A 12938-nucleotide genomic window follows, 5' to 3' on the forward strand; every position below is an offset into this window, starting at 1 on the left:
GCGGGGCCGGGGCGAACGCACGTCTACTCGTGAGCGGGAGCGAGCAGCTCGGGATCCTGCTCGGGATCCGTGCCGGACCCGGTGCCCGGCCCTCCACGGCCGATGAGCGCGATCACGGGGAACAGGAACACCGTGAGCATGGCGGCGCCGACCATCGCGGCGGCGGTGCCGGTGTCGAGCACGCCCGTCTTCGTGCCGATCCCGGTGACCGCGATGACGAGCGGCAGCGTGGTCGCGGTGAAGAACGCGCTGCTGCGTCGGTCGGCTGCGGAGGATCCCGGATCCACCGTCCACAGCGCGGCCAGTCCGCGCACGAGCAGCATCGCGATGAGGAAGACGGGGATCAGGAGCAGTGCGCGCCGATCCTGCAGCAGCGACGCGAGCGGGAACGAGACGCCGGTCGCGACGAAGAAGATCGGCACGAAGAACCCGAAGGCGATCGATTCGAGCTTCGCCTCGACGACCTCCAGGTGCTCGGGATCGCCGCCACGCAGCACCACCCGCGCGAGCAGGCCCGCGGTGAACGCGCCGAGCAGGAAGTCGACGCCGAGCAGGAGCGCGAGCACGACGAGTACCGCGAGGATCGCGATGACGAGGCGCACCGCGAACTGTCCGCTGGTGCGCAGCGTGGCCGCGACGACACGGTGCAGCCAGTCGCGGCTGCCGTGCGAGGCGAGTCGGAACGCGAGGGCGGTCACGCCCGCGAAGACGAGCAGCGTGGCGAGACCCGCGATCGGCTGTCGGCCGCTGAAGAAGATCGAGATCGCCACGAGGGGCGCGAACTCGCCGATGGCGCCCGCCGATGAGAGCGCCGAACCGAGCGGGGTGCGCAGGATCCCCGAGTCGCGCAGCATGGGCATGATGGTGCCGAGCGCGGTGCCGGTCAGCGCGATGCCGATGAGCAGCGCGGCACCGGGTTCCGGTGCGATGAGGAAACCCGCACCGAGGGCGAGCACGGCCGAGGCACCCCACCCGGCGAGGGCGCGCTTGCCGCGATGGCCGAGCAGGGAGGCCGGTTCGATCTCGTTGCCGGCCATGAAGAAGAGCATCGCGAGACCGAGCTGCGAGAGCGCGTCGAGCAGCGGACCGTCGGCCACCCAGCCGAGGCCGCTCGGGCCGACGAGCATGCCGAGCGCGACCTCGAAGACGACGAGCGGGACGACGAGCGCGCGCGATACGACGCGCGCGAGCAGCGGCGCGACCACCGCGATGAGCGGCACCACGAGCAGCGTGACGGGAGCGTTCTCCATGGGACTCCGTGTCTCAGTGGGAGACCCGGTGGCGCTCGACGAGCACCACGAGGCCGGCCATGACGAGCGCGGCGAAGACGATCGGCGCGGGCAGGAACGCGCAGGCGGCGATCGCGATCGCGCCGAGCGGCACGAGCACCTTCGTCGTGCCCTCCAGGTTGTGCCGGAGGATCAGGAACCAGACGCCGAGCACGAAGATGCCGATCGGTACCGTGAGCGTCGCCGCCGACGTGACGGGGTCGAGCGCGCTCTCGCCCATCTGCGACGACAGCAGCACGGTGATGCCCGCCGAGAACGCGCCGGCCGCGGCGAAGACGAAGTAGTGCCCGTAGCCGAATGTGAGAGCGCTGCGGAGGTGGTCGAGACGTTCGGTGACCTCGGTGGCGAAGTAGAGCCACCACATGCCCGCAGCGAGCACGAGGCCCGCGAAGCCGGTCACGACGAGCTGGCCGAGATGGTGCGATCCGTCGGCGACCTCGACCACGGCCGTGGTCGAAGCCAGCACGGATTCGCCGAGCACGATGAGGGTGAACGAGCCGTAGCGATCGGCGATGTGCGCGGAATGCCACGGCGTCTTGCTCGCCGACTCGGCCCAGACCGGCACGGCGAGCTCGCACAGCACCAGCAGCAGGAACACCGGGATATGGAGGCTGGGCGAGATCCAGGGGAAGCCGATCCAGAGGATCTGGCAGATCACGACTCCGGCCGCGTACCGGAGCGCGGTGCGCCGCATCTCGGGATGGCTGCGCGAGGCGCGCAACCACTGCGTGACGAGGGCGAGGCGCATGATCACGTAGCCGAGGATCAGGACCCGGTAGTCGCCCTCCTCCATCGCCGCCTTGATGCCCGTGGCGAGCACGAGCACGCCGGCCATCTGGGTGAGGGTCAGCACCCGGTAGAACCAGTCGTCCACGTCGAACGCGCTCGCGAACCACGTGAAGTTCATCCACGCCCACCAGATGCCGAAGAAGGTGAGGAGGTATGCGACCACCCCCGCCCCGAGGCTCCCGTGGACCTCGATCTCGTGCAGCCGAGCAGAGCTGAACGAGACGGCGACGACGAAGATCAGGTCGAAGAACAGCTCGAGCGGGCTTGCCGCGCGGAACACCTGGGCGGGATCGCGGGGGCGCATGCGCGTGAGGCCGAAGCCTCCGCGGGCGTCGGCAGCGGTGTCGCCGGTCATGTCAGCCCTTCTTGGCCGCGGCCTTGGCGGCGCGCTTCGATTCGCGCACGAGCGCGAGCGTCTCGGGCGAGACGATATCGGCGACGCTGCGCATCGACCCCTCCTCGCCGTAGGGCGCCGAGGCCTCTCGCCAGCCGGCGCCGTCGAAGCCGCACTGCTTGCCGAGCAGCGCGAGGAAGATCTTCGCCTTCTGGTCACCGAACCCCGGCAGCGACTTCAGTCGCTTGAACACGGTCGGTCCGTCGGGGGCGCCCTCGGTCCAGATCGTCTCGGCGCGCCCGCCCCAGTCGTCGACCAGGACCCGGCAGAGCGTCTGCACGCGCCCCGCCATGGAGCCGGGGAAGCGGTGCACCGCGGGGGATTCGCGGAACGCCTCGACCACCGAGTCGGGGTCGGCTCCGGCGAGGGCCGCGGCATCGACGGTTCCGAGCCGCTCCTTGATCTTGAGGGGGCCCGAGAACGCGACCTCCATCGCGACCTGCTGGTCGAGCAGCATGCCGATGAGGAGCGCCGTCGGCTCGTCGCTGAGCAGGGCGTCGGCTGCGGGATCGTCGGTGAGGTGGATGGCCATGGGAACAGTGTGGCACCGGATCCACGGCTCGACCAGCACCGCGACCCCTGCGCGGGTGGCGCGGTGTGTGGGCTTCGCGCCTGTTCGGGCCTCGCTGTGCGCTGCCGACCGGACCCAAATGAACCGTTCCGAGACCGGAACGGTTCATTTGGGTCCGGTCGTGGGGAAGGCGAGGGTTCGGTCGGGGGGGGGCGTCCTCGGGAACGGAATGCCCCGGTCTCATGTGGATACCTGCTGATTCGAGATCTCGGCGGCGTACACTCGGATCATGGCACCGGATACGGCAACTCTGATTCGAGACGGACTCGCTCTCGACATCGATCAGCGCGCCCTTCTGGTGAACGCGCTGCTGGAGAGCCTCCACGAAGCGGCTGGATCGAGCGGGTCCCAGGCAGCGTGGCGTGCAGCAGCATCCCGGCGGTTGGCGGGGGTCCGATCCGGTCAGGTCGAACTGACGAATGCCGATGAGCACTACGCCAGTCTGCGTGACTCGCTGACTGCATGACGGCGGCGCAATGGGAGCACCCGGACGCCGTTGAAGAGTTCGATGCCGCGGCCCATTGGTATGAATCGCAGAGGCCAGGCACGGGCCTCAAACTTCTTGACCGGGCGCGTGAGGCACGCCGAGAGATCGCGGACTGGCCGGACGCCGCCCGCCTCTTCGCCAGGACCGACGACGGCGCCGTGATCCGGAGCAAGGACATTCGCGGTTTTCCGTATCGAATCCTGTATGCGCTTCTGCCGGATGCCATTGTGATTGTCGCCTACGCGCACGAGCACCGAAAGCCCGGGTACTGGGCTCGTCGCATTGCGAGCTCGGCCTAGAGACCGCTCGCGTTTCGACTTGCATCGGTCAATGTCGGTGGTGATTGCTACGTTCAGTCTGCTTGCGAAGTGGCAAGCAGATTGGAGAATTCAATGCCGAACTATGTAGTGAATAAGGTGCCTCAGGGAGGCACTCGAGACCATGAGGTTCATGATCGGGATTCCTGGAGAGGATGCGTTCCTGCTCTGGGTAACCAGGTTGATCTGGGCTATCACGCAAGCTGCGACACCGCGGTGCAGCAAGCTCGTGCTTACTACCCGACCGCCGACGGGTGCTACTACTGCGCGCCCGCTTGCCACACCTCGTAGTAGCCCGAGCCTGCTGGGTCCCCGAGCCGGGGACCCAGCAGCCTCACCGCACCGAGCGCACCTTCGCGACCGCGAGCGCGCCCGCGAACGCGAACACCCCCGCCATGAGGAACAGGCCAGTGAAGCCCGCGACGAACACCATGAGCGCCCCGAACAGGGGAGCCGCCGCCTGCGGCACGGCGGTCGCGATGTTCATGATCCCGAGGTCCTTGCCGCGGGTCTCGGGGTCGGGCAGCACCTGCGTCGCGAGCGCCTGGTCGACGGCGAGGAAGCAGCCGTAGCCAAGGCCGAGCAGCCCGGCCGCCACGAGCGTCGTCGCGAACGTCGGCACGAAGGCGAGCAGCAGCGCCGCGACCGCCTGCAGCGTCGACGAGAGGAACACGAACGACTTGCGCCGTCCCAGCGCATCGGAGAGCCGGCCGAGGGTGAGCGCGGCGATGATCACGAACACCATGTAGACGAGCACCGCGATCACGAGATCGTCCTCGGCGTTCTCGTCACCGAGTCCGAACTCCAGGAAGTAGAGCAGCAGGCTCGTGCCGAACGCGTTTCCGAAGTTCACGAGCACGCGGCTGAGCAGCGTCCAGCCGAAATCCGGGTACTGCCGCGGGCTGATCCAGAGCGAATCGAGCATGCCTCGCGGGGTCCACGGCTCCCGCTGGTCCGGCCGCAGCACGGCGTCGGGGCGCAGCAGGAACGGCACCACCAGCACCAGTAGCAGGATCGCCACCACCGCGTACCCGAGGAACGTGCCGAGCGACAGCATGGTCACGAGCAGGATCCCGGCGATGATGCCGATCGCTTGCGGAGCCGAGAGCCAGCCCGACACAGTGCCGCGCTGTCCGACGGGCACCTGGTCGCTGATGGTCGCGGTGAGCGCCGCGGTCAGCACGCAGAACCCGATGATCGCCAGCGACCAGAACACCCCGATCCCGAGGAGGGAGTGCTGCGCGCCGAGCAGCAGGAGCGAGAGCGCGAAAAGCAGCGCCCCGGCCGCGATCCACGGGCGGCGCCGACCGAAGCGGCTCGTCGTCCGATCCGAGAGCGCACCGGTGACGGGGAACGCGACGATCGCGCACAGCGCCGAGATCCCCGAGATCACCCCGAAGGCGAGGACGTTCTGCACCCAATCGGTCGTGCGCAGCTCCGCCTGGATCTGCGCCGGCAGCAGTAGCTGCACGGGCGTGAGCTGCGCCATCCACACCCCGAACCAGGCGAGCGCGAACGCGGCCACCCATCCGCCGCTCACCCGACGGGTGGGCTCGGCGAAGACATCGACGGTCGTCCGGATCGAAGAAGAGGCCATGGGCTGCTCCTGCACGTCATTGGGCGGAGCCGCGCGGCTACGCTGGCGACAGCGTACTCCCCGAACGCAGCGAACGGGTCGCTCGCAACGCCGTGCCCACCCCGATGAACGCGAGCACGGCGACTCCGGCTCCCATGACCGCTGCGGAGGTCGCGGCCGCGCTCGCCGCAGTCGCGGCGGGGGCCGCGGATCCGAGGGCGGAGCCGAGCGAGACGAGCACGCCGATGAGCGCCGAGAACACCGCGTTCGAGATGAGCTGGGCCGTGCTCACACCGGCCGCGGCCTTCGCGCTCTCCTCGGGCGTCGCCGCACTGCGCAGCGCGGCGACGCTGAGGTGGGGGAACGCGAGGCCGATGCCAGATCCGGCGAGCACGAGCGCGACGGCCCAGCCCCAGGCCGAGCCGGTGCTCGCGCCGGTCAGTTGCAGCAGCGCGTACCCGCCGAAGCCGAGCACCATGAGTACGGGACCGAGCACCATGGCCCGGCGGCGCCCCCGATCCGATTCGATGCTCACGCTGAAGATCTGGACGAAGCTCCAGCCGACCGAGACGGTCGCACCGAGGAGACCCGCGGGGAGTTCCGGCAGCCCGGCGATCTCCTGCCCGAATCGGGGCAGGTACACCTCGAGCATCGCGCCGGCGCTGGCGATGCCGAGCGTGAGGTAGATCCACTTCAGCGGGTTGCCGCGGCGGTAGGTGAACGCGGGCAGCACTGATGAGGACGCGCGGCGGTCGAGCAGCACGAATCCGAGGATCAGGGCGGCGCCCCCGAGGATCGCGCCGGCGGTCGCGGGGCCGGGCGGCACGATCGAGGCGATGCTGAAGGCTGCCGCCGCGAGCACGAGCGCGGACAGCGAGGCGATGGGGAATCGGCCGTTCGGGTGCGCGGGCCCGCGGCCGGCCGGCAGGGCGCGCAGCGCGAGCACGCCGAGGAGGAACGAGACGGCGGCGCGCAGCGCGAACGCCCAGCGCCAGATTCCGAGCTGCGCGAAGAGCCCGCCGAGCGCGGGCCCGATGAGCGTGCCGACGCCCCACATCGCCGAGATGAGGCCGGTCGCGCGGGTCCAGAGGTGCTCGGGCAGGGCCTGACGGATCACGGCGTAGCCGAGACCGGCGAGGAGCCCGCCGCCGAGCCCTTGGGCGACGCGCATCGCGAGGAAGAATTCCATGCTCGGGGCGAGGGCGGCGCCGAGCGTTCCGGTGCCGAACACCGCGAATGCGAGGAGATAGCCGCGGGCGGCGCCGAAGCGGCCGAGCACGCGCGTCACGAGCATCGATGCGAGCACGGAGGCGATGAGGAACGCGGTGACGACCCAGGCGAAGTACTCGGACCCGCCGACCTCGGCGATCGTCGAGGGGAGCAGCGCGGCGGTGAAGAAGGTGTTCATTGCATACATCGCGACGCCGCCGGCGAGCACGAGGGCGGCGGCGAGGTGCGCTCCGCTGAAGAGTTCGCGCCAGCTGCCGGAGTCGATCCGGGGCTCGGCGATCGGGATCGTGCGGGAAGGAGTGTCCATGGAGATGACGGTAGAACCTCAAGTGAAGTTGAGGTCAAGTCCGGTTCGGCGGATGCGCGCGACCGGCGCGTCCCCCGTTCGGGGGTCATTTCGGATCGAAGCGACGCGGTGGGATCGGACGGCGACTACGTTCAACGGTGAGTTCTGCCGTCACCGTGAGTCGGGGATCGTCCGTCGCCGACGGGAGGTCCCTGATTCGCGGAGCGTGTCGGGTGCGACCCGGCGCGACTGCGGCGATGACGTCCGATGGCGGAGTGCGGGAGTTCGTGTCCGCACTCGGCCACCGGTTCGACCGCCGATCCCGTCCCCGAGACGGGTCGGCGGTGGTTCGGCCGTGTCAGGCACCCCCTCTGCGCAGCACGGCCACGAACGGTCGATCGCGTCGGCGCACCGCCGGAGCGATCGGCCGTTCAGCCGCTCGGGGGAACCGGTCTCCCGGAGGACGCCTTGCTGCGGTACTGTCCATCCGGGGACGCTGGTGCGCGCGGGGGCGCGCCGATGCAGGGGGATACATGGTGGTTCGCGCGCTGCGGTCGACGATCGGCGACCTCCTCGGCGACCAGCGGGCGCTGGCGCGCGGGGACGGATGGGCGACGACCTCCGTGCTGCGGTCGATCCGCCGCGTCGCACTGCTCGTCGCAGCCGGATGGCAGCTCGTGATGCTGCTCGCCTCGTTCGCCGCGCTCGGGCCTGCGGCCTGGCCGCTCGTGCTCGCGCAGCTCGTGCTGGCCGCGACCGCGCTGGCCGCCCTGCGGCGACGGATCCCAGCCTTCCTGGTCCCGCTCGGCATGATGGGGATCGGGCTCTGGAGCTACCTGGCCAGCGGCGACATCGACTCGGCGCTGGTGTTCGCCGCATGCTGGGAGATCGACTTCGCGAGCTGCCTCATGGGACTGCTGGTGCTGCACCGGATCTCCATCCTCCTCGTCGTGGTCCCCGCCGTGGCGACGACCGCGACCGTGCTGCTGGCGCTGCCCGACTGGGGCGCGCAGCTGCCGGTCGCGATCATCGTGACCCAGAGCTCGATCATCCTCGCGATGCGGGCGGGACTGCCGTGGCTGCTGCGGCTCGCGGCCGAGACGGACGCCGCCACCGCGCGGGCCGAGACCGCGGCGTTGCGCATCGAGACGATCCGACGCACGAGCGCGCGGCTCGCAGAGGAGTCACGCACGCTGCACGATACGGCGATCAACACCCTCGGTGCGGTCGCCAACGGCGGCGCGGGCGTCGCGGATTCCGAGCGGGTGCGTGCGCAGTGCGCTCGCGACATCGACCTGCTGCGGGCGCTGCGCGGCGAACGAGCGGCGAACGAGCCGGTGCGGTTGCGTTCGCTCTTCGAACACGTCCCGCTACCGGTACGTCGAGCCGGGCTCGGCGACGAAGAACTCGAGCGGATCGGGAGACTGCTCGGCGCGGAACGGGTGCGCGCCGTGGTCGCGTGCGCGCGGGAGGCCGCGACGAACGCGGCCAAGCACTCCGGTGCGGATCGGCTCGAGATCCTGGTGACCGAGGACGCCGAGCAGCTGCGCGTCGTGGTGCGGGACTCGGGCCGCGGGTTCGACGGTGCGATCCCGGACGGGCGGGGGATCGCCTCGTCGATCCTCGCACGGGCGGACGCGGCGGGCTTCTCGGCCGAGGTGACCAGCCGCCCCGGCGCGGGCACCGCGGTCGAGCTGCGCGTTCCGATCCGCCCGGCGGCCGACGCGCAGGACGGGGAGCGGGTGAGCCGGGCCCCCGCGTGGAGCGGGAACGACGTCGGCGCGTCGGTCTCTGCCCTGCACGGACGCGCCGGGGATCTCTGGGCGCTTGGCGTCACCGCGATCAGTCTCGTGCTGACCCTCGGCGGCGGCACCAACCGTTACTTCGCGCTCTACCCGATGATCGGCGTCATGCTGCTCGCCTGGGCGGCGTCGCGGTCGGCCGCGCTCAGACGGGGGCCCGCCGTGCTGAGCACGGTCCTGGTCGCCTGCACCTGCGCAGTGTTCTTCCTCTCCGCAGCGGCGACCGCGTTCGGTTCGGACGGGGCGGTCAACTGGCAGGCCCTCGCCCCGACCGGCGCGTTCGTGCTGCTGCTCTCGCTCGACACGGGGCGCACGGCTCGGGCCGTCGGTGCGGCCGCCGGGATCTTCGTCGCCTTCGGGACCGCGATGATCGTCTGGCGGACCTCGCCGACGGCGGGGCAGATCACCGTGATCGCGGCGCTCGTCGGACTCGGTTTCGTCGTGGTCTGGGAGACGTTCCGCGCCCGGGTCGGGCGGCTCGCCGAGCAGGCGGAGCGGGCGCGGCGCCGTTCGCTCGAGGCCGAGCTGCGAGCCGAGCTCGACTCGGCGGCGCAGGCCGATCACCGGCGCTGGACCGACGCCGGGCTCGACACCTCGGTCGAGCTGCTGCGTGCCATCGCCGAGGGAGAACGCGACCCGTCCGATCCCGAGCTCCGACTCGCCTGCGCGGCGGAGGAGCGCTACCTGCGGCAGCTCGTGCAGCTCAGCCCCGAGCTCGTGCACCTGAGCCGCTCGCTCGTGCCGGCACTGCGGCTCGCGCGCGAGCGAGCGGTCGACTTCTCGCTGCGGATCGGCGGGACCGACACGGGTGATGAGGCGGCCGCGCGCGACATCGCAGGAACCGTTCTCGGGGGCCTGCGCGCGGCGCCGCGCGGATCCGCGCTGTCGGCCTCGCTCTTCCCGGTCGGCGAGTCACTGCAGCTCACGCTGATCGGCCCGGGCATCGTGCCCCAGCGGTCGCTCGGACCGGGGGAGCGGCACGAGCGGATCGGGGAACTCGAACTGTTGGAACTGAGCTACGCGCGCGATACGGTCGCGGCGGGGAACACGGAGGAATCATGATGCCGAGGGGATCCGCGGTGTGCCGCGTCGCGATCGTCGAGGACCACGCCCTGCAGCGGGCCCGCACGGAGGAACTGCTCGGGCGGGACGGCGAGTTCGAAGTCGTGTTCAGCGGAACGACCGCCCCGGAATTCATGGCCTGGGCCCGCTCCGTGCCCCGAGAGCGACGGCCCCACCTGCTGGTGCTCGACCTGATGGTGGATCGGGAGCCGAGCGTCGACGTCGAGCTCGTCGCGTCCCTGCTCGCCGCAGGGCTCCGGATCGTCGTGCTCTCGGCGCTCGCCTCGCCGCCGCTCGTGCGCGGCATCGTGCGCGCCGGAGTCTCGGGTATCGTCGGCAAACGCGACAGCGAGGCCGACATCCTCGCGGCGATCCGCGCGGTGCTGCGCGGCGACGAGTGGATGACGCCCGAACTCGCCTCGGTGATCGCCGGCGACCCCGAGCGTCCGAGCCTCAGCGTGCAGGAGGAGCGCGCCCTCGTGCTCTACGCATCGGGGCTCACGGTCGACCAGGTGGGCGAGGCCATGAACATCGGGCGGGAGACCGCCAAGCAGTACCTCGACCGAGTACGCAAGAAGTACGCGTCGGTCGGTATCGCCGTGAGTTCGAAGCTCGACTTCGGCCGCATCGCCTGGGTCGAGGGGTACCTGGATCCGGGGTTCCCGGCTGCGGCCGGACTGGAGCCGCGGACCTCGACCGAGAACTGACCGGTCGCCTCGACGATCCGTTCCGCAATGATCGGGCCCGCAGGCCGAACGCTCTCGCACACCGTCTGCACCCCGGCGCATCTTCGGGCCGTTCGGCTCGAGCCGACGACTGCCGTGCGGTTCCGGTCGTCGACGTTCCGGCGGGAGGCGCTGCTCATCACGGGATGAGGGTGCACGATGGTCTGGTGAAGATGCTCTGGATCGGCGGCCTCCTGGTGCTCGCGGGGGCGGTCGCCTGGGCGACCGGTGTCGTCTCCGGTCCCGTCGTCGCCGATACGGTGGAACGTGCCTGGCCGGTTCTGGTATTCGTCATCGCGATCACGGTGGTGGCCGAGCTCGCCGCCGCGGCCGGGGTCTTCGAAGCCGCAGCCGCGAGGCTCGGAGCCGCCGCGCGAGGGAGCGTGCTCACTCTCTGGCTGCTCGTCGTGCTGCTCGCGGTCGTCTGCACGGCTTTTCTCTCGCTCGACACCACCGCAGTTCTCCTCACGCCCGTGGTGCTGTCGTTGGCGAGAACCCTGGGCATCGCGCCGCTGCCCTTCGCGATCACCACGGTCTGGCTCGCGAACACCGCGTCTTTGGCATTGCCCGTGTCGAACCTGACCAACCTCCTGGCGGCCGGTCGGCTCGATCTCCACGGGAGCGGCGACTTCGTCGGGCTGCTGGGCCTACCCGCCCTGTGCGCGATCGCCGCCACCGCGGTCCTGCTCTGGACGCTCAACCGCGGCGGCCTGCGCGGCCGATACTCGGTTCCTCGAACGCGTCGCGTCGTCGACCGTCCGCTGCTGCTGCTGAGCAGCGCGATCGTTGTCGTGCTGATCCCCTTCCTCGTGCTCGCTCCCGCACCCTGGGTGCCTGCCCTGTGCGCGGCGTCCGCTCTCGTCCTGCTGTTCCGGATTCGCAGGCCGGCTGCGCTTCGCCCGGGTCTGGTCCCCTGGCCGTTGCTCGTCTTCGCCTCCGGGCTGTTCCTGATGGCCGGAGCGATCGAAGCCTCCGGTGCGCTGGCCTGGCTCGGTCCTGCGCTCGGTTCAGGTCCGGGGAACGTCTGGGGGTTCGCCGGCACCGGTGTCATCGGGGCGAACGCGATCAACAATCTTCCGGCCTACCTCCTCTTGGAGCCGGCGGCATCGAACCGCTCCTCCCTCGCGGCCCTCCTCATCGGAGTCAACGTCGGGCCCCTCATCACTCCGTGGGCCTCGTTGGCGACGCTGCTGTGGCATCAACGGCTCATCGCCGACGGCGTCGCATTCTCCTGGGCGCAGTACGTGCGCTGGGGAGTGATCGCGGCGCCGCTCGTAACCGCTGCAGCGGTCCTTCCGCTGTTCCTGGCCGCCTGACCGGGAGGGACGCCCCGAGACGTCCCTCCCGGCGCGGATCCCCTCGATCTACTGGCCGCTGAACTTCTGCGGGTAGAGCCCGGCCGCGATCCGCTGCACCGCGTCGATGTTGCCCAGGGTGCCCGGGAACGTGTCGCTGAACGGGATCGAGATGAGGCGGTCGTTCTTCACCGCGGGCATGTCGGGGAAGGTCTTCCGCAGGTAGTCTCGCGTCGCGCGCTCGTGCGCGTCGTCCGTCACCGCGAACACGAGCGCGTCCGGGCGCTTGGCCGCGAGCGCCTCCGGGGTGATCTGGGCGGCGAAGAAGTCGGCGAATGCGGGATCCTTCGGGCCGTAGAGGTTCTCGGCGCCGGCGAGGCGCATGATGTCGTGCTCGACGCCGGCTCCGATCGCGGACAGCGAGGTCCCGTCGACGTAGACCTGCGCCGCCTTCGGCTTCGGCTCGCCGTCGATGGTCCGACGTACCTCGGCGAGATCCTGTTTCGCCCGGTCGGTGAGTCGAGCCGCTGCATCCTCGGCCCGGAAGATCCGGCCCAGGTTCTGCAGGTCGACGAAGAGGTCGTCGACGGTTCCGGTCATGCGGCGGTCGAAGCACCCTCCGGTGGCGACGTAGGCCGTGGCGCCGGCGGCGGTCAGCTGGTCGATGCTGGCGAATCCCTTCTCCGCGGTGAACTCGTAGGTGGTCGGCGAGTAGACGAAGTCCGGCGCTGCCGCGAGCAGATCCTCACGGCTCGGCGGGGACGCCTCGCCGATCACGGGAATCTTCGTCGCGAGCTTCGCGACGTCGTCGGGGAGGGCGAGCGAGGTGGTCTGCGCCTGGCCGACCATGCGGTCGGCGACGCCGAGGCGGAGCAGCAGTTCCGTCTGCGACGGGTGGAGGCCGACCACGGCCTTCGGCGTGCTCGGCACGGTGATGTCTCGACCGCAGTTCTCGAGCGAGACCGGGCCGGCGTCCGTCGAAGCCTGCGGCCGATCATTCGCCACAGCGGTGCCGCAGCCGACGAGAGCGAGTGCGAGCACCGATGCCGATACCGCGAGCGGGATCCGGGCTCGGACCGCTCGTGATCGCGGGGTGGTGATGCGCTGGTGCATGG

The 12938-nt window shown here is 70.5% G+C and carries 11 protein-coding genes; 5 read left to right on the forward strand and 6 right to left on the reverse strand.

What is annotated here, in order from left to right:
• Window positions 1-23: 23 nt before the first annotated feature.
• The 3 genes from BMH31_RS00650 to BMH31_RS00660 are packed head-to-tail and all read right to left on the reverse strand — an operon-like array spanning window position 24 to window position 3004.
• On the reverse strand, window positions 24-1250 hold the full coding sequence (locus BMH31_RS00650; RefSeq protein WP_099723982.1) for a cation:proton antiporter: 1227 nt from the start codon (window positions 1248-1250) through the stop codon (window positions 24-26).
• Window positions 1251-1263: 13 nt separating this feature from the next.
• The gene (locus BMH31_RS00655; protein ID WP_099723983.1) at window positions 1264-2433 is read right to left on the reverse strand and encodes a low temperature requirement protein A; all 1170 of its coding nucleotides are present in this window, start codon (window positions 2431-2433) and stop codon (window positions 1264-1266) included.
• Between the two features lies 1 nt (window position 2434).
• On the reverse strand, window positions 2435-3004 hold the full coding sequence (locus BMH31_RS00660) for an HhH-GPD-type base excision DNA repair protein (protein ID WP_099723984.1): 570 nt from the start codon (window positions 3002-3004) through the stop codon (window positions 2435-2437).
• Between the two features lie 268 nt (window positions 3005-3272).
• On the opposite strand from BMH31_RS00660, the gene BMH31_RS00665 reads away from it, so the two are divergent.
• The gene (locus tag BMH31_RS00665) at window positions 3273-3509 is read left to right on the forward strand and encodes an addiction module protein (RefSeq protein ID WP_099723985.1); all 237 of its coding nucleotides are present in this window, start codon (window positions 3273-3275) and stop codon (window positions 3507-3509) included.
• Window positions 3506-3829 (forward strand): plasmid stabilization protein, encoded by a 324-nt coding sequence (locus tag BMH31_RS00670; RefSeq protein ID WP_099723986.1) that lies wholly within the window; start codon window positions 3506-3508, stop codon window positions 3827-3829. The genes BMH31_RS00665 and BMH31_RS00670 overlap by 4 nt, the downstream gene beginning before the upstream one ends.
• A 352-nt stretch (window positions 3830-4181) precedes the next feature.
• Here BMH31_RS00670 and BMH31_RS00680 read toward each other — a convergent pair whose 3' ends face one another.
• Entirely contained in the window at window positions 4182-5444 is a 1263-nt protein-coding gene (locus tag BMH31_RS00680) for an MFS transporter (protein WP_099723988.1), read from the reverse strand.
• Between the two features lie 37 nt (window positions 5445-5481).
• Window positions 5482-6960, reverse strand: a complete 1479-nt coding sequence (locus BMH31_RS00685; protein WP_099723989.1) for an MFS transporter — start codon at window positions 6958-6960, stop codon at window positions 5482-5484.
• A gap of 512 nt (window positions 6961-7472) precedes the next feature.
• On the opposite strand from BMH31_RS00685, the gene BMH31_RS00690 reads away from it, so the two are divergent.
• The 3 genes from BMH31_RS00690 (at window position 7473) to BMH31_RS00700 (ending at window position 11844) form a co-directional block, all read left to right on the forward strand.
• Window positions 7473-9803: a sensor histidine kinase gene (locus BMH31_RS00690; RefSeq protein ID WP_099723990.1), complete on the forward strand. Its 2331-nt coding sequence runs from the start codon at window positions 7473-7475 to the stop codon at window positions 9801-9803.
• Complete coding sequence (locus BMH31_RS00695; protein WP_158235149.1) at window positions 9803-10510, forward strand: response regulator transcription factor; 708 nt, start codon at window positions 9803-9805, stop codon at window positions 10508-10510. Before BMH31_RS00690 ends, BMH31_RS00695 begins: the two co-directional genes overlap by 1 nt.
• A 191-nt stretch (window positions 10511-10701) precedes the next feature.
• A complete protein-coding gene (locus BMH31_RS00700; RefSeq protein WP_099724009.1) occupies window positions 10702-11844 on the forward strand; it encodes an SLC13 family permease in 1143 nt (380 codons plus the stop codon).
• A 48-nt stretch (window positions 11845-11892) separates the two neighbouring features.
• Here BMH31_RS00700 and BMH31_RS00705 read toward each other — a convergent pair whose 3' ends face one another.
• Window positions 11893-12936 carry an ABC transporter substrate-binding protein gene (locus BMH31_RS00705; protein WP_099723992.1) on the reverse strand — a complete coding sequence of 348 codons (1044 nt, stop codon included), beginning with the start codon at window positions 12934-12936 and terminating at the stop codon, window positions 11893-11895.
• Between the last annotated feature and the right edge of the window lie 2 nt (window positions 12937-12938).

The organism is Leucobacter sp. OLIS6 (assembly GCF_002752355.1).
Lineage (GTDB): Bacteria > Actinomycetota > Actinomycetes > Actinomycetales > Microbacteriaceae > Leucobacter.

What these genes read in the sequence shown, in the direction of transcription:
- BMH31_RS00650 (WP_099723982.1), bottom strand. Translation starts at nt 1,250, where the DNA reads ATGGAGAACGCTCCCGTCACGCTGCTCGTGGTGCCGCTCATCGCGGTG.
- BMH31_RS00655 (WP_099723983.1), bottom strand. Translation starts at nt 2,433, where the DNA reads ATGACCGGCGACACCGCTGCCGACGCCCGCGGAGGCTTCGGCCTCACG.
- BMH31_RS00660 (WP_099723984.1), bottom strand. Translation starts at nt 3,004, where the DNA reads ATGGCCATCCACCTCACCGACGATCCCGCAGCCGACGCCCTGCTCAGC.
- BMH31_RS00665 (WP_099723985.1), top strand. Translation starts at nt 3,273, where the DNA reads ATGGCACCGGATACGGCAACTCTGATTCGAGACGGACTCGCTCTCGAC.
- BMH31_RS00670 (WP_099723986.1), top strand. Translation starts at nt 3,506, where the DNA reads ATGACGGCGGCGCAATGGGAGCACCCGGACGCCGTTGAAGAGTTCGAT.
- BMH31_RS00680 (WP_099723988.1), bottom strand. Translation starts at nt 5,444, where the DNA reads ATGGCCTCTTCTTCGATCCGGACGACCGTCGATGTCTTCGCCGAGCCC.
- BMH31_RS00685 (WP_099723989.1), bottom strand. Translation starts at nt 6,960, where the DNA reads ATGGACACTCCTTCCCGCACGATCCCGATCGCCGAGCCCCGGATCGAC.
- BMH31_RS00690 (WP_099723990.1), top strand. Translation starts at nt 7,473, where the DNA reads ATGGTGGTTCGCGCGCTGCGGTCGACGATCGGCGACCTCCTCGGCGAC.
- BMH31_RS00695 (WP_158235149.1), top strand. Translation starts at nt 9,803, where the DNA reads ATGCCGAGGGGATCCGCGGTGTGCCGCGTCGCGATCGTCGAGGACCAC.
- BMH31_RS00700 (WP_099724009.1), top strand. Translation starts at nt 10,702, where the DNA reads ATGCTCTGGATCGGCGGCCTCCTGGTGCTCGCGGGGGCGGTCGCCTGG.
- BMH31_RS00705 (WP_099723992.1), bottom strand. Translation starts at nt 12,936, where the DNA reads ATGCACCAGCGCATCACCACCCCGCGATCACGAGCGGTCCGAGCCCGG.